This window comes from Paenibacillus sp. sgz302191 (assembly GCF_057749925.1).
In genome coordinates, this window is sequence record NZ_JBYLHY010000034.1 from 1 (window position 1) to 21,042 (window position 21,042).

At 53.9% G+C, this 21,042-nt stretch carries 19 protein-coding genes; 8 read left to right on the top strand and 11 right to left on the bottom strand.

The annotated features are described in order from the left end of the window. Window positions 1-301 precede the first annotated feature (301 nt). Both AC3G2T_RS32380 and AC3G2T_RS32385 read right to left on the bottom strand, forming a co-directional pair. On the bottom strand, window positions 302-580 hold the full coding sequence (locus tag AC3G2T_RS32380; RefSeq protein ID WP_474686133.1) for a hypothetical protein: 279 nt from the start codon (window positions 578-580) through the stop codon (window positions 302-304). Between the two features lie 167 nt (window positions 581-747). Next, on the bottom strand, window positions 748-2,178 hold the full coding sequence (locus AC3G2T_RS32385; RefSeq protein ID WP_488438079.1) for an S-layer homology domain-containing protein: 1,431 nt from the start codon (window positions 2,176-2,178) through the stop codon (window positions 748-750). A gap of 202 nt (window positions 2,179-2,380) precedes the next feature. On the opposite strand from AC3G2T_RS32385, the gene AC3G2T_RS32390 reads away from it, so the two are divergent. The 5 genes from AC3G2T_RS32390 (at window position 2,381) to AC3G2T_RS32410 (ending at window position 7,376) form a co-directional block, all read left to right on the top strand. Continuing rightward, window positions 2,381-4,024 carry an FAD-dependent oxidoreductase gene (locus tag AC3G2T_RS32390; RefSeq protein WP_488438080.1) on the top strand — a complete coding sequence of 548 codons (1,644 nt, stop codon included), beginning with the start codon at window positions 2,381-2,383 and terminating at the stop codon, window positions 4,022-4,024. Between the two features lie 179 nt (window positions 4,025-4,203). After that, on the top strand, window positions 4,204-4,980 hold the full coding sequence (locus AC3G2T_RS32395; protein WP_474686127.1) for a DeoR/GlpR family DNA-binding transcription regulator: 777 nt from the start codon (window positions 4,204-4,206) through the stop codon (window positions 4,978-4,980). Next, window positions 4,973-5,791 (top strand): HAD family hydrolase, encoded by an 819-nt coding sequence (locus AC3G2T_RS32400; protein WP_488438081.1) that lies wholly within the window; start codon window positions 4,973-4,975, stop codon window positions 5,789-5,791. The genes AC3G2T_RS32395 and AC3G2T_RS32400 overlap by 8 nt, the downstream gene beginning before the upstream one ends. Next, window positions 5,788-6,993, top strand: a complete 1,206-nt coding sequence (locus tag AC3G2T_RS32405; RefSeq protein ID WP_488438082.1) for an MFS transporter — start codon at window positions 5,788-5,790, stop codon at window positions 6,991-6,993. Before AC3G2T_RS32400 ends, AC3G2T_RS32405 begins: the two co-directional genes overlap by 4 nt. A gap of 8 nt (window positions 6,994-7,001) precedes the next feature. Further along, window positions 7,002-7,376 carry a hypothetical protein gene (locus tag AC3G2T_RS32410; RefSeq protein WP_488438083.1) on the top strand — a complete coding sequence of 125 codons (375 nt, stop codon included), beginning with the start codon at window positions 7,002-7,004 and terminating at the stop codon, window positions 7,374-7,376. A gap of 314 nt (window positions 7,377-7,690) precedes the next feature. On the opposite strand, the gene AC3G2T_RS32415 is transcribed toward AC3G2T_RS32410, so the two are convergent. From AC3G2T_RS32415 to AC3G2T_RS32430, 4 genes are all read right to left on the bottom strand, one after another. Then, window positions 7,691-8,251, bottom strand: coding sequence for a hypothetical protein (locus tag AC3G2T_RS32415; protein ID WP_474686119.1), 561 nt, complete (start codon window positions 8,249-8,251; stop codon window positions 7,691-7,693). Window positions 8,252-8,317: 66 nt separating this feature from the next. Next, complete coding sequence (locus tag AC3G2T_RS32420; protein ID WP_488438084.1) at window positions 8,318-9,733, bottom strand: DEAD/DEAH box helicase; 1,416 nt, start codon at window positions 9,731-9,733, stop codon at window positions 8,318-8,320. Between the two features lie 233 nt (window positions 9,734-9,966). After that, a complete protein-coding gene (locus AC3G2T_RS32425; RefSeq protein ID WP_474686115.1) occupies window positions 9,967-10,548 on the bottom strand; it encodes an RNA polymerase sigma factor in 582 nt (193 codons plus the stop codon). Between the two features lie 140 nt (window positions 10,549-10,688). Then, window positions 10,689-11,513: an alpha/beta hydrolase family protein gene (locus AC3G2T_RS32430; RefSeq protein WP_488438085.1), complete on the bottom strand. Its 825-nt coding sequence runs from the start codon at window positions 11,511-11,513 to the stop codon at window positions 10,689-10,691. A gap of 94 nt (window positions 11,514-11,607) precedes the next feature. On the opposite strand from AC3G2T_RS32430, the gene AC3G2T_RS32435 reads away from it, so the two are divergent. Continuing rightward, window positions 11,608-11,874: a DUF2573 family protein gene (locus AC3G2T_RS32435; protein ID WP_488438086.1), complete on the top strand. Its 267-nt coding sequence runs from the start codon at window positions 11,608-11,610 to the stop codon at window positions 11,872-11,874. 52 nt (window positions 11,875-11,926) lie between these two features. Here AC3G2T_RS32435 and AC3G2T_RS32440 read toward each other — a convergent pair whose 3' ends face one another. From AC3G2T_RS32440 to AC3G2T_RS32450, 3 genes are all read right to left on the bottom strand, one after another. Further along, a complete protein-coding gene (locus AC3G2T_RS32440; RefSeq protein WP_488438087.1) occupies window positions 11,927-12,703 on the bottom strand; it encodes an SDR family NAD(P)-dependent oxidoreductase in 777 nt (258 codons plus the stop codon). A 105-nt stretch (window positions 12,704-12,808) separates the two neighbouring features. Then, complete coding sequence (locus AC3G2T_RS32445) at window positions 12,809-13,267, bottom strand: chemotaxis protein CheX (protein ID WP_474686107.1); 459 nt, start codon at window positions 13,265-13,267, stop codon at window positions 12,809-12,811. Window positions 13,268-13,566: 299 nt separating this feature from the next. Then, the gene (locus AC3G2T_RS32450) at window positions 13,567-15,138 is read right to left on the bottom strand and encodes an FAD-dependent oxidoreductase (RefSeq protein WP_488438088.1); all 1,572 of its coding nucleotides are present in this window, start codon (window positions 15,136-15,138) and stop codon (window positions 13,567-13,569) included. Between the two features lie 213 nt (window positions 15,139-15,351). On the opposite strand from AC3G2T_RS32450, the gene AC3G2T_RS32455 reads away from it, so the two are divergent. Beyond that, the gene (locus AC3G2T_RS32455) at window positions 15,352-17,055 is read left to right on the top strand and encodes a PAS domain-containing sensor histidine kinase (protein WP_474686103.1); all 1,704 of its coding nucleotides are present in this window, start codon (window positions 15,352-15,354) and stop codon (window positions 17,053-17,055) included. Between the two features lie 22 nt (window positions 17,056-17,077). Further along, complete coding sequence (locus tag AC3G2T_RS32460) at window positions 17,078-17,920, top strand: TIGR01457 family HAD-type hydrolase (protein ID WP_488438089.1); 843 nt, start codon at window positions 17,078-17,080, stop codon at window positions 17,918-17,920. 1,001 nt (window positions 17,921-18,921) lie between these two features. On the opposite strand, the gene AC3G2T_RS32465 is transcribed toward AC3G2T_RS32460, so the two are convergent. Continuing rightward, window positions 18,922-19,500 (bottom strand): PadR family transcriptional regulator, encoded by a 579-nt coding sequence (locus tag AC3G2T_RS32465; protein WP_488438090.1) that lies wholly within the window; start codon window positions 19,498-19,500, stop codon window positions 18,922-18,924. 12 nt (window positions 19,501-19,512) lie between these two features. Further along, complete coding sequence (locus AC3G2T_RS32470; protein WP_474686094.1) at window positions 19,513-21,036, bottom strand: MDR family MFS transporter; 1,524 nt, start codon at window positions 21,034-21,036, stop codon at window positions 19,513-19,515. Between the last annotated feature and the right edge of the window lie 6 nt (window positions 21,037-21,042).

Genomic DNA, 21,042 nt, shown 5'->3' on the forward strand with positions numbered 1-21,042 from the left:
CCTTTATTGAAAGCTGAATAGCTCAATTTCAAAGCTGACGAGATTTTGCAATCTCTTGTTTTGGTTGATTGCTCAACCTTGCTTCTTCACTCGTTGTTCAGTTTTCAAAGAGCAATTTCTTTCGTTCACCTGCTGTTTTTCAACAACAGGAGTTCTAATATATCATATCCGCCTGGGCGATTGCAAGCATTATTTTTCATTTGTTTGCCCTCGTTTTGGCCGGAACATTAATATAGCACGCTGGCAGCGAGAATGCAACACCCTTTTTTACATTCATTTCAGGCTGCCGGTTGTTACCGGTTTATGTGCTTGTCCTGCTCAGCATTGTCTCCACAAGCTCCTGCTCAAACCGCTCCTTGACGGAATCGTTGCTGCCGCCCACGGAATGGCGGATCTCCGTAAACTCGCGCACAATGTTCCGGATCGCCTCAAGCTCGCCTTCCCGGGCAAGCCGGCCGGTTTGCTCGATCACGTAAAAAGCAACCGCTTGATAGGCGTCTGCAAAGCTCTGATCCACGTCTGCGGCCGCTCGGTAATCGGCATAGTATCTTTTAAAAGTTTGAATTAGCGTTTCCTGCATGCAGCATCTCTCCTTCCGGTTCGACGTAGTTTGCTTCGCAGCCTGCACGAATATGCAAATTGCGCGTAAAAAAGCAACAGCCCCTTGCCGTCTTGCAGCAGGGAGCCGTTGCGTGGATTCCAAACCTTTTTCATATTTAATCTAAATATATGATGGTATAACGATAATTACTTAATGTCGATGGAAGTAACCAGTTGGCCTTTTCCTTTGAGCTCTACCGGATGTCCGGCAGTAAGCAGGGAAAGGTTGCCTGTAATAGTTACGCTTGGAGATACGTTATAAATGACCGTTTGGGAGCCATTATATACGTTTTGAGTGATCGAGATGGTAGAAATGACGCCTTGGGTATTCAGAGTAGTACTGTTAAGCGTACCAATCACGTCAAAATCGGTCAGAGCCAGCTTGGTCACTTCAATGTAAACGACTTGATTGTCGGATGTGCGGATGTTCACTTCATCGCCTACTTGTAAAGCAGAGGCGCTTACTTGAGCTCCGTTCCGGTATACATAAACGTTCGGATTCAGGGTAAACTGGTAAGCAGTTCCCGATTTGGTAAGAGTCAGAACGTTGTTGGACACAGCCGCGCTTACAGTACCGCTATCGGTAGTAACAGAAGTTTGTGCAAGTTTCGTAACTTCGATATACACAGCCTGATTATTGTACGTGTCGATTTTCACTTCGTCGCCTACTTGCAGCGCGGAAGCGGCTACTTTTACCCCGTTGCGCAGTACGAATACGTCAGGATGAAGCGTGTATTGGGTTGTCGTGCCGGATTTAGTCAATGTCAATACATTGTTAGTGACTGCCGTGCTGACAGTGCCTGTATTCGCATTTTGATCTTGTCCCGGCAATTGGCTGCCCGTGCGGTCCAGCAAAGCGGCCAATTGGGCGCGAGTTACGGATTGGTTCGGTCTGAACGTGTTGTCCTCAAAGCCGTCAATCAAACCTTTTTCAATAGCTACGGCCACATAGCCGACCGATCCGGCAGGAATTTGCTTGGCGTCTTTGAACGGCAGAGCGGTGTTCATTTTGGCTTTGGCTTCGGCATCGTATTTCAACGCTTTAACCAAAAGCGTAGTTGCCCACAGACGGTCAGCCGCTTCATTCGGCTTCACGCTGTCGTCGCTCTCTGTGAACAGGTCGTTTTCAAGCGCTACAGCGACGTATCCGACAGCCCAGGAAGGAACTTTATCGGCATCTTTAAAGTTAAGCTTTGTTTGCATTTCAGTAGTGGATTCGGCTTGGTCGCGCAGTCCCATCAAACGAACGGCGGCCGTAATCGCTTCGATGCGGGACACGGTGTTGTCAGGTTTAAAAGAGCCGTCTTCATAGCCTTCAAACACGCGTTTGGAAGCGAGGCTTGCTATATAGCGCATTGCCCATTGCGCGGTTTTCATATCGTTGAAATTGATGCGAATATCGATGGAACCTTTGTAGTTTCCTTGGCTGTAATTGTAATTTCTTCCGTTGCCTTGGTTGTGTTCCCGATTGCCACGGTTGTGATCGTTATCTTTTGCAAATGCGGCAGTGCCTCCTCCTACAACCATCACGCAGGCAAGACTCGTTGCCACCACTTTTTTCATTAACTGCTTTTTCATCAAGTTACCTCTCCCTTTTCCCAAGTAGTTATGAAGCATAAGATGAACCTTCGCGAAGGGTTCCTGGATATGCTACAAATGTTCGCTGCCCGGCTATTTTTTTGGGGGGTCTGGTCAAAATTAACAGGCAAAACTATCAAATGCGCCGCCCGTCGTGATAAAATCAAGCTGTTAGAAAAAGAATCGCCAAAGGAGCAAAAGCATGCGTTTTCAAAGCAAACGAGGTTTGATTATTTTCATTGCAGTGGCAGTGCTAATTACGGCAAGTGCTTTTACTGTCAGCAGATCTTTGTTTCAATCTTCTTCCCGCGGTCCTGCCGGGACGGCCGGTCCGGGTGTCGAGCAAACCGCAACGAAAGAAGCGAACAACTCGCAGCAAAATCTTCACGCCGGACAGACGGATCAAGTACCTTCCGAAAAGTTTGATGTCGTCGTAGTCGGCACCGAGCTCGAAGGTCTTTATTTGGCAAGAGCCGCGGCCGACGAAGGCTTGCGCGTGAAAATTATCGATCCGAAAGCCGAATTCGGCGGACAAGTGCTGCAGGCGCAAATGCTGTTTCTGGACGAAACCCGGGATGACAAAGGCAAGTCGCTCGTTCAGGGGCGGGCGAAGGAATTGTTTGACGGTTTTCGAAACGGCAAAATCCGCAAGCTGCCCGAATTTACGGATTATATGAAAAAGCTTGTAGACCAAATCACCATCGAATCGGGCGTTCAGATCAATGATATACAAACGGCGGACACTCCCGCGCATTTGCATGATATAACCTCGCTCACCTATACCGACCGGCAGCAGGTTAAGAAAAGCATATCGGCCTCCTACTGGGTGGACAATACCGATAACGCCGCACTGCTCAGCAAGCTGGATGTGAACCGGCTGCCGGGGCTGGAGAGCTTTTACGGGCAAAAAAATATCGAATACATGAGCGCCGGCATGATGATGAAGTTCAAGCATGTCGACTGGAAGACGTTCAATGCGGAGTTCAACAAGCTGAAACCGGAAGAACGCAGCAAGCGGTTCGGCGGCGGAAGCGTCAACGAAAGCTTTGCCATCGGTTTGAGTGGAGTTACGAAAGCTTATCATCCTACCAATGATCGCGTTTTTCTTCGCGGATTGAATGCGGTCAATCAAAGAGACGGGGACGTATTGATCAACGCGCTGCTTGTCTACACGGTCGACCCTTCCAACGCCCAATCGGTGCAGGAAGCCGTTGCTCTCGGCAATAAGGAGACGCCGCTCATTTTGGAGCATTTCCGCAAAACGCTGCCGGGCTGGGGATCGGCGGAACTGGGCGATTTGCCGACGTATCCTTACATTCGCGAATACAATCATTACGAAATGGATTATGTGCTCAAGCCTTCGGACCTGCTGTCAGGCAAAATGTTCTCGGACAACGTCAGCATCGGCGGCTATCCTCTCGATCTGCAGGGCACCAGCGCCAACAAATGGGGCATTGAAATGGGCAGACCGGACAAATACGGCATGCCGCTCCGCAGCTTTTTGCTGAAAAATTACGACAATGTCATCGCCGCGGGAAAAAACGTCGGCTCGTCGGCCATCGCCTACGGCAGCACGAGAATTCAGCCGAATACAAGCCTTGCGGCCGAATCCATCGGCGTCATTCTCGGGCAAATTCACGGCAAACAGAAGCTGAGCGAAATCAAGCAGGAAGATATGGATAAGCTTCATCAATATTTGGCAAGCAAATATCATATCACGCTGACCGGCGTCACCGGGACCAACAAAATCGCCGGTTGGACGGACGACGAAATCAAAAAGCTGGATACCGGCGAAATTACATATCCCAGCTATGTCCAAACGAAAAAGAAAACTACAGGCAAGTAAAGCCAGGACCGCGCTGCAGCTCTGAGATTCGGAGCTTGTGCGGTTTTTTGGCGCGTTTGGGGATAACCGGGCGGGCATTCGGAGGCTTTTTACGTATTGAAGCTTTGAAAAAAAAGTGTATAATAAGCTTTGCGCTTATAATTACTTATATAAACTTAAGTAAAGAGGTGGTTTTTGACTTGTTCCAGGAAGAAAGACTTATCGCGATTGTTGATTACTTAAAATTAAATAAGCGCATTACGGTCGATCAAATTTGCGAGCTGTACGAAGTATCGCGGGATACGGCGCGGCGGGACATGGTCAAGCTGGAGGAACAGGGACGCATCGTCAGGACGCGCGGCGGAGCGATTTTGCCGACATTATCGAAGGACGTCGGAAATTACGAGCAGCGTTTGCAGGCCGAGCCCTCTTCCAAGCTGACGATCGGCAAAGCGGCCGCCGCCCTTATTCAGGATGGCGACTACATTATGATGGATGCTTCGACGACCGTCCTGCATGCGGCTTCGGCCATAGCTTCCAGAAACAACGTCGCCGTGACCAGCTCGATTGAAACGGCGGCTGCGCTTGCGCGCAAAGGCGGCATCACGATTCATATGCTCGGCGGCGTGCTCGATAACAAGCACCACAGCGTATACGGCGCCAAGGCGATAGAAATGCTCAAAGATTATCATGTCGACAAGCTGTTTATCGGCACTTGCGGCATTACCGAGGAAGGGTTGTCGGCCCCGAACGAAGAGGACAGCTATCTTGTCAAAGCTATGATCCAGCATGCGGATCAGGTAATCGTACTGGCGGACCATTCCAAATTCGGCAAACGTCTGTTTTATCGCGTCGTTGGCTTGGAAAGCATCGACATTCTTGTTACCGATCAGGAAATGGGGCAGGAAATCAAAGAGAAATTGATTGCCTCTGAAGTGGAAATCGTATTAGCGGGAGGAGAACATCAGCATGATTAAAATGATAGTCAGCGATTTGGACGGAACTTTGCTCGATCACAGCAAAAAAGTAAGCGAGCGGGAGCGCGCCGCGCTGAAGCAGGCCAAGGCCGCAGGCATCGAATTGTGCCTGGCATCGGGAAGAGCGCATGCGGACATGCAGCAGGTGATGAACGAGATCGAATACGAGGCGCATTCCGTATCGCAAAACGGGGCTTTTATTTATTTGCGCGGCGGCGCGCTGCTGCACGCCAAGGTTTTTGCGCCGGAGCTTGCTTGCGAGGTGTATCGAATCGCCAAAAACTTTGATATGGTCAAGCTGATTTGTTCGGTCGAAGGAAACTACAGCGCGGTCATGACTCCTGCTGAAGCCGATATCCAGTCCAGAATGTTCAGCCCTCTTTTTGTTAGAGAAGATGCGGAAGCGGCGCTGACGGGCGATATATCGGCGAGCAAGTTTTCGTTTTTTGCACATCTGGACGTCCTGCTTGAGGTGAAAAGACGGCTGGAGGAACAGCTTGGCGGGCAGTTGGAAATATTTTTGTCCGACCACGATTGTCTGGATGTGATGCCTCTGGGCGTCTCCAAAGGCAGTTCCCTGCTCGTTCTGCTCGACCGGCTCGGACTTCGGCCGGATGAAATCGCCTGCTGCGGGGACTCTTTCAACGACGTGTCGATGTTCGGAATTACTCCGCACAGCTTCGCTATGATCAAGGCGCACGCCGATGTCCGGCAGGCGGCCGCTTACCAGGCGCACTCCGTAGCCGATGTCCTTGAACATGTGCATGCTTACAATCGAAGCTTTTCAGGCAAAGAAAGTACCGCGCTATGAAAAGACTGCTGACCATGGGGTGCGCGTCATATTTATTGACGGGCTCCACTCACGTTATTTTCGGCGCTGTACTGACTGAACTTTTGACATATTACGGACGCAGCTACCAAGACGGCGGTGTGCTTGTATTCATGGAATTTGCCGGCTTTTTGCTCGGCGTGCTCGGCGCGCCTTACCTGGCTCGCCGCATCAGCCGCAGAAGCACGATCATGATCGCCTTTACGCTGCTTTTCGCGGCGATGGTCGCGACCGTACTGCTGCTCCCATGGCCGATCGCCGTCTGCTTCACCTTTATCGCCGGTTTGGCCTTCGGCCTTGTAGAATCCAGCATCAGCACATTCGTGCTGCTGGCGGCCAAAGATCAGCAGGCGATCGCTTTCAGCCAGCTGGAAGTCGCCTTCGGCGTCGGAGCGCTGGTCATGCCGCTTGTGTCCAGCCTGCTTATCGCCGGCGGCGTATGGAAATATTCGTTCCTGCTGCTTGGTCTCAGCGCGGTGGCGATGGCTCTCGTCTGGTCCAGGATTTCGCTGGGAGAGCATGACGAGCTGCTGGCTCACAAAGCGGACCGCGAGCAAGGGGTCAAGCGGCCTCCGGCGTTGAGCAAAAGCTCGCTGGTTGTCCTCATTATGTTCATGCTCACATTTTTCGTTTACGTCGGGATGGAGAACACGATCGTCAATTTTTTATCATCCATTTTTAAGGAGCAGATGCAGTTGCCGGGCTCGTTCTCCTCTTTAACCGTAACGGCCTATTGGTTCGCCATGGTCGTCGGCCGCGTGTTTGCAGGAGTCATCGCCGAGAAAATGACGTATTTTCGCTTTCTGGCCGTATCGTACGCCGCCGGCTTCCTGATCATCCTGGTCTGGGTGTTCAACTCCTCCTTGTGGAGCGGCTTCGCCATCGTGCTGCTGCTCGGCCTGTTCATGTCCGGCATGTTCGCCGTGGCGATCGTTTATGCCAATCAGCTGATCCCGGGGCGCACGGAGCAAACGACGAGCCTGCTTATCGCCTCCGGAGGATTGGGCGGCGCCGTCCTACCGCTGGCCGCAGGCTGGAGCCTGGACCGCTTCCATGTCAGCGTAACCGTAGGTTCCGTAGCCGCCGGCATGCTGATCGTGCTTTTGATCGTGCTTTTTTCTTACAGATGGAAAGCCGGGACCGGAACCGTACCCGAACCGGTATCCGTCACTGAACAGGGATAATAAAAAAGATGGGCCCCCGAACTATTGCTGGGAGCCCATCTTTTTTTATTAAGGCGCTGCCGCTCTCGCGAAGCGGCCTCACTCACCGGACCAGCCGGTCGGCGAAGCCTGCAAAAGTGCAGGCTGCCCAAAAAACACCCGTGTCAGAGGCGAAAGCCACATTCTGCCTGGCCGCACGAAAAAAACCTGCAAAAATACATGAATTTGCGTCCTTAATCGCTGTCCACGAACAATTCCTGCAATTGTGCAGGCTTTTCAGCGGGGACATGGGCTCAGGTTCACTTTCAGCGAAAATTCCTGCACTTTTGCAGGTTTTTCGCCAAAATAAGCCAATTTCGGAGAAAAAAACTGCACTTTCGCAGGCTTTCTCCCTAGCAAACTGATTTCCACCCAGTTGTGCAGTTCCAGGACCTACACCGGGAGAGTCGCGCGTCCAGAAAAAACGGCTGTCCCCCCAAATTAGTCACACTCGTACCCCCAGCCTTCGCAGAGTGTCGCGACTTGCTCGGGCAGCCTGACAATTGCAGGTTTCCCCCTCACAAGCTGCTTCTTGCCCAATTGCGCATTTCCAGGACCTACACCGGGAGAGTCGCGCGTCCAGAAAAAACGGCTGTCCCCCCAAATTAGTCACACTCGTACCCCTAGCCCTCACAGAGTGTCGCGACTTGCTCGGGCGGCCTGGGTACCCGCATCATCTTTACGAAGCCGATTGCCCGAGCTTGAAGCCGATGCGTATCCCGTTTTCCTCGAAGCTGACGTTCCTTACACCCACGAGCTTCGGCAGATGCTCTTCCAGCGAGATCCGGAGCGGCGGCAGTTGGAGCAGACTGCTCGGCAGGCTCGCTTCTTTGATCTGCGTACTTGTATGTACAATCTCGATGTTCGGGCTGTTCCACTCCACATTAAAAAACAATTTGGCACCGACGGGGATTTGCCCTCGCCACAGCAGGTTGACATCCGCCTGGAGCTCGTTGCCCCGCAACTGCAGTGCGGCTCCTTCGATGCGAATATCATGAGGCAGTTCCCGATGAGCGGCCAACTGTTTTTTGACCAAATCATTGAGTTCCGCTTCCGTGATGAGCATCTCGAATTTGCGGTTTTTGATCATGTCGACGATTTTGCCGCCGATCGGCACCTCGCGGTAGTTCAGGTCGAGCGCTTCGGTCGGCTTTACGTACCAGATCACGGTCCCCGCCAAGGCGGCGAATATGACAAGGACTGTACAGACGAAAATAAGCAGCTTTTTCATCAGCTTCATGGCCCCGGCTCTGAGAGTCTGGCGGACGGAGTTCGTCCGCCAGACTCCCAGAGCAACACGCGGGCGCTACTCCTTGCCCTGCTGCTTCGCCTTGAGCCAGCGCGGCGCGCCCTTGCTCTTGCGGTCCCGCTCGCGCTCCGCCTTGCGAGCGGCCGGGCCCGCGGCCTTGCCGCCGGCGGCCGCGGGTCGCTCGCCGCGGATGCCCGGCTGCGCGGCGCTAATGCGCGGTGCGCCCGCAGGCGCAGCGCCTTCCCGCGCGCCTGCGGCTTTGTCGCGCGCGGTTGCTGCGCCGCCCGCCGGGCGCGCGGCCTGCCTGCGGCTGCGCATGGCAGCCGCGCTGCGGTCTTGGGCCGGGTCGACGATCCGGCCCTCGTACATCGCCTTCGGCACGATATCGATGCCGAGCTGCTTTTCAAACTTGCCGAGGATGAACTGCTCCTTCGGCGTCACGATCGAAATGGCCGTTCCCTTGCGGCCCATCCGGCCTGTCCGGCCGACCCGGTGCAGGTAATACTCCGCATTGGTCGCCGGGTCCAGATGGAAGACGTGCGTGACGCCTTCGATGTCAAGGCCCCGCGCCGCGATGTCCGTAGCAAGCAGCAGCTGAAACTTGCGGTCGCGAAAAGCGTGCATCGTTTTCGCACGTTCCTGTTTGCTTGCTTCGCCGTACAAAGCTTCGATCGAAAGCCCGACATACTGCAGCTTCTGCACCACTTCGGCGATATCGGCAGTCGCGTTGACAAAAACGATCGCTGAAGGCGGATTAATGAGCCGCACCAGCCTGCGGAGCGTATCGATTTTGTCCCTTTCCTCGCATACGAAATAAAGATGCTCCAGCGTTTCCGCCGTGCGCTGCCCCGGATTTATTTTGAGAACGGCCGGTTCCTTCATCCACTTGCCGGCGGCGTCCATGATGCTGTCCGGTATCGTCGCCGATACGAATACGGTTTGGCTCGTCCGCAGCATCCCTTTCAAAATCGCTTCCACTTCGTTCATCGCGCCCAATTCGAATACTTGGTCCACTTCGTCGACAATGGCCAACTGCACATGGTGCAAGCTCAGCTTGCGCATTTTGACAAGCTCAAGAATACGCCCGGGCGTACCTACCGCAATGTGCGGATGAAGCTTCAGCTTCTCCACTTGCCGGGCTAACGCGGCTCCGCCGATCAACGACTGCGAGCGGATCGGTTCCCCGTCGGTCAGCTTCTCGATCCACTGGACGATCTGCATGCCAAGCTCGCGGGTCGGCACGACAACGAGCACCTGCAGCTGCTTGACCCGGACATCGATCCGCTGAAGCGCCGGCAGCAAATAAGCCAGCGTTTTGCCTGTGCCGGTCTGCGACTGGATGATCGCATCTTTTCCTTGCGAGAGCACGGGGATCGCTTCCTCCTGGATCGAAGTCGGCTGTTTGATCCCCATCTCCGCCAATTTATGTACGTAAGATTGCCCGATTTGCAGGCCATCAAAGCTTGTAGTCACATCAATTCCTCATTTCCTTCACCTTTTCACCAATTATAAGCGACCCTTCAAACGGATACAAATGAGATAAACTTCTATCGAGATCTTTTCGAAGATGTGAGGACCGCGTTCAGAGGTAGGTTTATTCGCCAATAAGAATGCTGTTCTACGCCCTTTAGCGCTGTAAAGAACTTTAAACATTCTTATGTGGTTTAAAAAAAGTGCGCGCTCAAGCCGGCCGGGCTCCCGGGCTTTTACTCGTTCGGAGTGCCCCAGTCTTCGGCCAGCTTTTGCCGGATAGCTTCCCTCGCCCTGAATAACCGCTGGCGGACAACGCCTTCGGTTACGCCAAGCTCCTCAGCCATATCCTTGTACGACAAGTTATGTATCCATTTCATCGCAATAATTTGCCTATAGGAAGGACTCAGTTGATTGATGTACGTAATAATCGCTTCCCTCATAAATCTCAGCTCGACTTCCTTCTCGAGCGGAACGGTCGGTTCGGCTCCCGGAGCCGCTTCCTTGCCGGCAATGATGAGTTCGGCCTCAAGCTCCTCGCGATTGCGCTTATGCCTTTTCACATGGTTAAGCGTCACGTTGCGGGCCAGCTTCCTCAGCCAGCTCTCGTACTTATCCCGCTCTTTCAAGGTCGGCGATTTGCGCACAGCCCGTAAAAAAGATTCCTGGATAATGTCTTCAACGCTTGAATGATCGCGCATAATAAAATAAATCATCGGATAGACCAGCATATAAAATTCTTGATAGACTTGCTCCTGTATGCCCTTATCCAAAGTATAAAAATCACTAGTGAAAATCAGCTTCAAATACTTCGACATAAAAGCCTCCCAGCATGACCCGACCCTCGACATCCTCTCTTCCTATTTATATTAGGGCATAAACAGATAGTAAACAATATTAAACATAAAAAAAGTGGAATATACTTCCTTTTGTTGCATTGTTGTCAAAGATTTAGGGCTCATTTCGCGGCCTCCGCCTCCGCCAGCTTCTTATTCAGCCAGGCAAATACCGCATGCAGCGCCTGCTCCTCGCGGTCCCGCGGAAAGCGGTGCTCCAGTCCGTCGTAAAGCTCCATCGTATATGTTTTGCCTGCCTGCTCAAGGGCTGTCGCGAGTTTTCTCGCCTGGTCCACGCTAACCTGCTTGTCTTCGGTGCCGTGCAAAATAAAAACGGGCGTCCGCACCTGCTCCGTCCAATGAACGGGCGAGCGCTCCCGGTATGCTTCCGGGTTCTTGACCGGATGCCCGACCACCCGTTTCAGCATTCTGCGCAAATCCACCCGCTCCTCATACGTTTGAAACAAGTCGCTCACGCCTCCCCATACGACGACCGGTCCAACGCCGTCGCATTCTTTGGCCGCCCGCAGCGCCATCAACGCGCCTCTGGAAAAACCGATCAAAGGCACGGGCCCCGGCTTTATTTCAGCCAAGGATTGCACTAGGGGGATGGCATGAAACAGGTCAAACCGGTCTTCGCCGCCGAAATCCTCCCGCCCTTCCCCTCCTTCATTCCCTCTATAAAAAGGGGCGAAAACGACGTACCCCCGCTGCGCCATGGAAACGATTCTTCTTTTGCGGACCATGCCGACCCGTCTGATGCCGCCGCGGCAGTAAATAACGGCCGGTCTGGGCCCTTCGCCTTCCGGCACGGCCAAATAGCCCTTGACTTTGAGCCCTTGGCTGCCGTACGTAATCAAGTACAGCTTCACTTGTTTGGCATGACAGCGAAGCTCCTGCCTCTCCAGCAGTTGGCCGTCGCGAACCGCGGTTTCCGATATGGACATGATGGCCCTCCTATTTTTGACAGTAGTGCGGGGTTGCGCTAGACTTAAACTGAATCGATCTTAATATTTATCATCCACCGAAAGGCTAAAACGTATGAATACACAATTGGAAAAGGAATTTGACGCATTGATGGAAAAAGCGGCCGAGCTCCTGACAGGCGATACGTCCCCGGAAATGATCGCCAAAATAAAAATTTGGGCGATGTACAGCCACATCCACAAATCGCTTCCGGCGCTGACCTCGCACTGGAACCAAACCCACCCGGAAAGCAAGACGGCGATGCGCGGCATTTTCGAGGAGATTCGCAGCCTGAACCAGGCGCTGAAAGCAGCCGGACCGAACGGCGAGGGTTCAAAATAGGGACGCATCCGGTCGCTTCAAGGGCTTGGCAGCGGGCAAACCTGAAGCGCGTCTATTTTTTGTTCAGCAGCGAGGCTGCAATTTTGTCGAACGCGCGGGGGAACAGGTTGAACAGCTTGACGCCGACTCCCGCGACGAACGGCAAATTTTTTTCCGGTATGTTTTTCTCGATGGCGCGTATCAGCTCGTGCACGACTTTTTCCGGCTTCAGCATGAACCAGGACACATTTTTCACATAATTGCCGGTCGGATCGGCTCTGTCAAAAAATGGCGTAGCGATAGGGCCTGGATTGATCGTCGTCAGCGATACGCCGCTGCCTGCCAGCTCCTGGCGAAGGCTGTTGGAAAAGCCGATCACCGCATGCTTCGTCGCCGAATAGCCGGTGGATTTGGCCGTGCCGACTTTGCCCGCCATCGATGCGATATTTACAATATGGCCCGAGCGCGTCTGCAGCATATGAGGCAAAACAGCCTTGGTACAGCGCACGATGCCTAAATAATTCACGTTCATCATGTCTTCGAAATGCTCCAACGGCGCGTCCGCAAACGTCTCGAAAAGGCCGTATCCCGCGTTGTTGATCAATATATCAATCCGCCCGAACTTGCCGATGATGTCCCGGACCGTTTCGTTCACTTGCTGCGTATCCGTCACATCGAGCGGGTAGACCGCGCTCTCCCCCGGCAGGCCGGCGGCAATCCGTTCGAGTTTGTCCCTGCTTCGGGCCGTCAGAACCGGGATAGCTCCTTTGGCGGAAAACTGCTGCGCCATGACCTCGCCGATCCCGCTGGACGCTCCGGTAATAAGAACGATTTTGTTCGCAATGTTCAAAGGCGCTTGCTCCTTATTTGTAAAATAATAAAAAAATGGAGAACCGCGGCATGCAGCACTCCATTTCATTGTATCATATGTTCCTGCAAAACTGCTTGCCGTTCCTTATGTAATGAGGACTTGAATATCCAGCTCGCCGATGCTCTCCATGATAAGAGGAATCGTTAACGCTTTTTTGGGCACAAAGCCTGCTGCGGTTACGGATTGAATGAGCTTCGGCGGGGTAATGTCGACGCGAACTCCCTGGTTGAACAGCATCGTGCTGGCGTTGCCGCTGATCATATTGCCCAGCTCCGATATGGCGCTCTTGCCCATTTCGTCCATTTCGGTAATGACGAACCCGCCCATCATGGCGGAAACCATCTTGAGCGCGACTTCTTCGGCAATCCCGAATACGATGTCGCCCTCCATTTGCCCGGTCATACCGATCTGAATCCAAATGTAATTTTCCACAAATTTGACGTCTTTGACGCCGAGCTGCCCTGTTGTAGGACGAATGTTGGCAACTTGCTCGATGACGATTCTAGCCGATTCTAAAAAGGGGGTAATATACTCAGCCTTCATCTGCTCCGGTCTCCTTCGTGAACATGATCCCTCGACGTTTTTCTACATTATACCTAAATTTTTAGGACAAGTATACTGCTTTTGTTCACAAAATAGTGCAAATTGCTTACGACCGCATGCCGACCATTCTCCCGGAGCCGTTCATCGCTTTCCGCTTGCTCAACGGCCTGAAGCCTGGCCGGAGGCCAGGCTCGTGCGTTCTTTCGCCAATTTCGGTGCGCCGTGCATCCGTTCCGCCCGTCCCGGTTTCACTCGCTATCAAGCGCAGCGTATGGGACGGGACGGTCCCGATCCTGCGGTTATACCGGTCCGATTTTGGGCCAGGCCAGTTCGATCCCTCTGGCTGTCAGCAGCGACTGCAGCCCTTCCAGCTTCGTTTTGTCACTGCGGACTTGACTGGGCGTATAGCCGTTATCCAGGCAGTAGGCAGCCGTATATCCGGCCGATTCGCCTATATTCCACTCCATGGGATGAAGCCTGTAGCATCCGTTCGTAATATGCGTCGTGCCGATGTTTTTGCATGCGGCCAGCAAATTGTTCACCCTTCTAGGAATGAGACTGCCGAGCGGAATTTGGAACGGGACGGACGAAATATCGAGGAAGTTGCGTCCGCTCATGCTCGGATGCAGATCGATCCGGTAGCAGCCGATCCCGACGCTGTCGTCGAACGGCACGGCGCCAAGCTCGCCGCGAACCGCCGTGCTCACGTGCTGCTCCAGCACCGTGAACTCCGCTTTAATCCGCCGCGATTCGCGGATGTACGGAGCCTGCGCCATCCCGTCTTCGGTGCCGACCACATCGGGACGCAGCCTCAATCCGGGATAACCGGCTTTGCCGTCCGGACGCGGCGCTTCGGTCTGCAGCCAGTACAGCAGCGAATAGCTGAGCTGCTTCGCTTCCTCAAGATGCTTCTTTTTCTTCTCCTTCGAAACGTCATAGATGTTGCCCAGGAAGTAATCGTTCTGCGCCCAGTTCACCAAAGTGATATCCGACAGGTAAGTTCCCGGAACAAAATTGTTTTTATCCGTTATTCGGCGGTAGATGAACAGCGGGTATTTGTCCGTGCCCGGGAATAACGTTTCCTCCGTCGGCTCCAAGGTTTTAGGATCGGGCGATACCCAGTTAAGCTGAGGGTTCGGCCAAAAGTCGGCCCGGAACGATCGCCAGAAGTTATAGTCCTTGGGCTTGTCAATCGTATGGTTCTCGCCTTCGAAATAATCCATCGCAAAGCAATAGGTAAACGCTTGAATATCGTGCGGATCGGCCTCTCCGTCCAGTGCGTGAGGTTCTCCCGTCTGGCTTTTGGACTCCGCTCCCGTGACATATTCCACTCCGGCAAGCGGAAGCACATCTCCGCATTCCGTCGCATCAAGGAAATACGAGGCGTGGATCGTCAGCTTGTCGCCGCAGTCGTTTTTGACAGTGACCGCGCGGATTTGATCGGAATCGGTTTCGGCTTTGACGATTTTCGAGCGCGTTTGAATGGTCAGCAAGCCACTGTTAATGTAAGGAATTAACATCAGCTGCAACACCGCCAGCATGACGCGGGGCTCGGCGCAAAGCCGGCTCACCCCTCCGTTGCCGGGGTTCAGATACACGGCCGAACGGCCATAATCGGATAGCGGAAAATATTGTCGATAATAGCTCCTCACATGCTCCCGGAACAAGCGATAGCTTCGGGTGCACCCGAACTGCTCGATCCACTTATGCTCATCGGGCGGCACGGCCTGGCTCGTCAACTGACCGCCGATCCAATTGTATTCCTCTGTCAGACATACTCTCTTCCCCATGCTGCAAGCGGCCAGAGCCGCCGCACAGCCGCCTACGCCACCGCCAATAACCGCTATGTCCGCATGTATTTCACTGTGCATCTCAAAATCCTCCTTATCCCATTTATGGTTATTTTCACCTCATTTTACTAGACGCTAGAGGTTCGTTGAAAGTTGCGAAAAGGCTGAAATTCAAAACGCACCGGGCGAGCGGCCGACAAGGTGCAAGCTTCAGAAAATGTTGGCAAAATGTATGATTTTCTGTCGAATCCTGATACAATTATGGTAGAAAATCCCTCAAGGAGATGAGAGTCTATGACCGCTAACCAGAATGGGCCGAATCAGCATTGGACTTTATTCCGAATAGCTCTCGTATATCATCTGGCCGCTTTTTTCCTTCTGCTTGTAGACTTGTTTTTCCTGCATCGCATCCCCTATTTGCAGGATTTCCGCTTTGCGGGAATCGCCATTGACATATTTTTCATATGCCTGATCGCCGGTCTCGCGTATTATTGTCTCATGCATTTGAAGTCGGAAGACCGCATCATGAAAGAACAAGCCCAGAGGTACAAGTCCCTGTACGACAACCACCCCGATTCGATCATTTCCTTTAGCCTGGACGGCGAAGTGCTCTCCGTCAATCACGGACTCGAAAGCTTGATTGGCCATGATACCGGCAGTGCGCGCCGCACCTCCTTCATTCCTATGATCAACCCGCCGGATCTGCTCAAGGCGCTGCATCACTTTCAAGTAGCTTCCGCCGGAATGCCCCAGCATTTCGAAGCCGCTTTTATCCATCAAAAGGGATATCCGGTCCAGTCGAACGTCACGTTCGTTCCTACCAAGGTGGACGGCAAGATCACAGGGGTTTACGCGATTCTTAAAGATTTGACGGAAGTCAAGGAACAGAAAAAAGAAATCGACAAGCTGCACCGGCAAAACCAGCTCATTCTGAACTCCGTCTCGGAAGGCATTTACGGTGTCGATACGGGCGGGCGAACGATATTTTGGAATAAAGCCGCAGAAGCGATGACAGGCTGGAGAGTCGATGAAATGCTCGGGCGCAAAATCCAGAACGTAATGCGGCCCAGGCCCTCCTCCGACAATACCTCCGGTTCGGACGAGGAATCTTCTTTGCTCTGCTCGCTTTTGAATCAGGAGGTCAGCGTAGTGAAGGAGGAGCAGTTCTGGCGCAAGGACGGGTCGGGTTTCCCTGTCGAATATATGTGCAGTCCGATTCTCGAAGGGGACGGGCAGCTGCTTGGGACGGTCATAACATTTAAAGACGTTACCGAGCAAAAGAAAACCGAGGAGCTTCTTTTCAAATCCGACAAGCTCTCGGCGGTCGGACAGCTGGCCGCAGGCGTCGCGCACGAAATCCGCAACCCGCTCACGGCATTGAAGGGCTTTTTGCAGCTGATGAAAACGGACAACCCCAAGGAAAAATATTACATTGAAATTATGCAAAAAGAGCTGCAGCGCATCGAGTTTATCGTCAACGAATTTCTTTTTGTTTCCAAGCCTCAAGCGATCCAATTCGAAGCCCGCGGCCTCGATTCCATCGTGCTGAGCACGATCGAACTGCTGCAGCCGCAGGCGCTGCTCAATAATATTCAGATTGAAGCGGACCTGTCGTCCGGCTTGCCGCTCGTTTCGTGCGACGAGCATCAGTTGAAGCAGGTGTTCATCAATATTTTAAAAAATGCGCTCGAAGCGATGTCGCTTGGGGGCACGATGCGCATACAGGCGTTTCCGGCGGATGACCGCAAAACGCTGTGCATCCGTTTTATCGACCACGGCTGCGGCATTGCTCCGGAACGGCTGCCCAAGCTGGGGGAACCTTTTTACAGCACGAAAGAAAAAGGGACCGGGCTCGGGCTCATGGTTTGCTATCGCATTATCGAGGCGCATGGAGGTACAATGAAAATACGCAGCAAGCTTGGGGAAGGAACGACGGTGGAAATCACCCTGCCTTCCATGCAAGACGATGCATTTCCGGCGCAGGCAAGCGTCGGCTGACGGAAGGGAGCGCATTTGCAGCATGAACGGATTTTTGATCGATTTGGACGGAACTTTATACCGGGGGCATGAGCCGATTCCTCATGCTCAAGCTTTTATCGGGCTGCTTCAAAGCAAAGGACTGCCTTATTTGCTAGTCACGAACAATTCCTCCCGCACGCCGCAGCAGGTGGCCGATCATTTGCGGGAGTTCGGCATCGAAGTGCCGGCGGAAGCCGTCTACACGTCCTCGCAGGCGGCGGCGCAGTATATGGCGGAGCGCCGGGCCGGGCGGCGCGTCCATATGATCGGCGAAACCGGGCTGCGCACAGCCCTGGAGGCGGCCGGCTTCATCCTGGACGCGGAGACGCCGGACTACGTCGTCCAGGGCATTGACCGCAGCTTCAGCTACGCGAAGCTGACGGAAGCGGTACGCCACCTGAGCAGAGGCGCGGCGTACGTATTGACCAATCCCGACCACCTGCTGCCGTCGGACGGAGGGTTGATGCCCGGCGCCGGCTCGCTGGCGGCGGCGATTCGCACCGCGTCCGGCGCGGAGCCGACCGTGATCGGCAAGCCTTCGCCGATCATTATGGCGTACGCCATCGCGCGGTTGGGGCTGCCGGCAGGCGACGTGTGGGTCATCGGCGACAATGCGGCGACCGACATCCGTGGCGGAGCGGTGGCCGGATGCCGCACGGCTCTCGTGCTGACCGGCGTCGCCAACGCCGGCAACGTGCAGGAGCAGCTGGCGCTGGCGGGCGTCACGCCGGACCTCGTCTGCGAAGATCTGCGCGCCTTCGCGCTGAGCGTTATCGCCGGCAGTGCGGAGGCAGATTTTGCTGCGGGACCATCCGGCGGAAGCTCCGCGATAGCACGCGATTGAATCGCGCACCGGGGCTTCCCGCGCGGTCATTGCAGGCCCGGGCGCGCCCGGCGAGACAGCGTTCGGCCGCTCCCTGCGCGGTGCGGGGAACGGCCGAACGGCTCGCTGGCTGGAGCCGGCGCATTGACAGCAACGCTGCTTGCAGAAGTCAGACTGTCCGGGAAAGACACGATGCTCTGTTGTTAGGGCAGCTCTCAGTGGGGCGCCCTAATTGGGGGCCAGCCATCTTAAAGCGGCATGGCGAGCTGAAAACCTGCAAAAGTGCAGGCTTTTTTGCGGGAAGCAGTTTGTTTGGCGGAAAAGCCTGCGATTGTGCAGGAATTTTCCATTAAAATGAGCCTAAGCTCATGTTTGAGCTGAAAAACCTGCACTTTTGCAGGAATATCTCGTTACCAGCGAATCAACGAGCAAAAAACTGCACTTTTGCAGGTTTTATGGACCGGTATGCTGCTTTTTGCGGGTTGCCTTCTGCCAGGGCAAGGGTTTGCAGACCGGCATGCTGCTTTTTGCGGGTTGCCTTCTGCCAGGGCAGGGGTTTGCAGACCGGCATGCTGCTTTTTGCGGGTTGCCTTCTGCCAGGGCAGGGGTTTGCAGACCGGCATGCTGCTTTTTGCGGGTTGCCTTCTGCCAGGGCAGGGGTTGCAGACCGGCATGCTACTTTTTGCAGGGTTGCCATCTGCCGGGGCTGGGTTTGCGGATCGGCATGCTACTTTTTGCAGAGTTGCCATCTGCCGGGGCAAGGTTTGGCAGACCGGCATGCTGCTTTTTGCGGGTTGCCATCCATCTGCCAGCCCGCTTGGCGAATGGCTGCGCAGGCTTGTGCCTTGCCAGCGCTGATCCAAGCGCGTTCGCACAGTGGTCGGCCGACCGCCGTCATGCAGTGCAGCAACGCATACTGGGAGCTGCGCGGGGCTACGGGAACACGAAAGGACCTCAAATTCCACTGCCAAGTGGAGAATGAGGTCCTTTCTTTAAGTTAGGACGGCCCAGTTTGGGCCCGTTCAATCGATCGTTTCCCACTCTATATTCAGCGGGCTTCCCATTTCCTGCAAGCGGCCTGCCTTCGCGTCGGCCTGCAGCCGCTGCAGCCATTTCAGCTCGGTCTGGGCCCGACTGTAGCCGCCAATCATCATATGCAGTACGACGCGCGGAACGATGGAAATGTGCTCCTCATACAAGCTTTTCATCTTCAGCATGAGCGCTTTTTGATCCAATATTTTGTACTCCAAAATTTCGGCGATTTTATCCTGATTGCCATAGACGGAAAAAGGCAGAGCGATATACAGCGGATGGTCGAAACGAATCTCCTCGTGGAACTGCTCCAGCAGCAGCTTTTGAAAAAAACTTTTCCCCGACTCGGTGATCCGGTAGATCGTCTTTTCGGGACGATTCGTATCCCGCACTACTTTCAGAGCCTCGACATGCCTGTCCTTCTTGAGCTGGTCGATGGCATAGTACAGCGATCCGTCCTGCAGCTTCATATAATTGTTCATGCCTCTTTCTTTCATCGTCTGCCTGATTTCGTAAGGGTGGCGGTCCTTCTCCATCAGCAAACCGAGAATGACAAGCTTTATCGACATGGCAATCACCTCCTAGTGGCCGGAAGGCACGCTGCCTTTAACCGGAGCTTTGCCCACTTCAAGTTTGGCGCTGCCCATTAGCAAAATAAAAATAAGCCCGAGCACAGCCAAAATGATCGTAATTTGGAACACGGTGGCGATAGAATCGGCAAGCGCGGCAAGCAATTTGTGCAAAACGTCCGGAGGAATTTGCGATCTCACCTGCGGCTGCAGCAGCGCTCTGGCATCGTGGAATTGATCGGCCATGGCCGGATTCGGCACGGCTGCCTTGATTTTCTCCGTTAGCGAATTCACCTGCACGCTTCCGAACACCGCTACCCCGATGGCCGAACCGACCGAGCGGAAAAAACCGACCAGCGATGTGACGGAGCCCCGGCGGCGGAAGTCGATTTTGTGCAGAGCGGACATCGATATGACCGGAAAATTGGCGCCCAGACCAAGTCCGAGCAGCACCATATAAATCGTCAGCGTCCAGCGCTTGGATTCGATGGAAATCCCGCCCAAAAGCGACGTGGCGACGATGACTACGGCGATGGAAACCAGCAGGACGTTGCGGTATGAAAAGTTGCCGATAAAGCGGCCGCCCAAGGCGCTGCTGGCGACAACTCCCAGCATCATCGGCGTCAATACGGAGCCTGAGCTTGTAGCCGAGCCTTCAAAGACGCCTTGGATGAAAATCGGAATATAAGTGCCTGCGGAGATCAGAATAGCCCCGTAAGCAAAGCTGGCTCCCATACTGGAGGTGAACAGCCGGTTTTTAAACAAATCGAGCGGCACAATCGGCTCCGAAGCGGCTTTTTCCACTGCGATAAACAGTAATAGTAAAACGGCAAAGCCTGCAAAAAGGCTTACGATTTGCCAGGAGCCCCAAGCGTATTCTTTGCCGCCGAGTTCCAGAGCGAACATCAGCGAAAGTATGGCCGCGGTCAGCAAAATAGTGCCGCCCCAATCGATTTTCGGCTTGCTGTGTTCCACCGACTCGTGGTACGAGAAAATAATGAGCAGCAGCGAAATAACGCCAAGCGGCAAATTGATATAAAAGATCCACTGCCACGTCACGTAATCCGTAAAATAAGCGCCTATAACCGGCCCCAGCACGCTGGAGATGCCGAATACGGCGCCGAACAGCCCCTGCATTTTCCCGCGCTTCTCGGGCGGAAAAATATCGAAAATAATCGCAAACGCGATCGGCATCAGCGCCCCGCCGCCGATTCCCTGAATGGCGCGATATACGATCAATTGAGTCATCGAAGCGGAAGTTCCACAAAGCGCGGAGCCGATCATAAACACGACGATTCCGATGAGGAAAAACAATTTGCGCCCGTACATATCGGACAATTTGCCAAAGATCGGCATGGCTGCTACGTTGGCGATCAAATAGGCTGAAAATACCCATACGAATTGCTCGAAGCCGCCCAGCTTCGAAACGATGGTAGGCATGGCCGTTGAAACGATCGTCTGGTCGAGGGAAGCCAGCAACAGTCCCAGCAGCAGCCCCACGACGACCCAGGTAGTATTCGACTTGCGTTCTGACATGCTTAC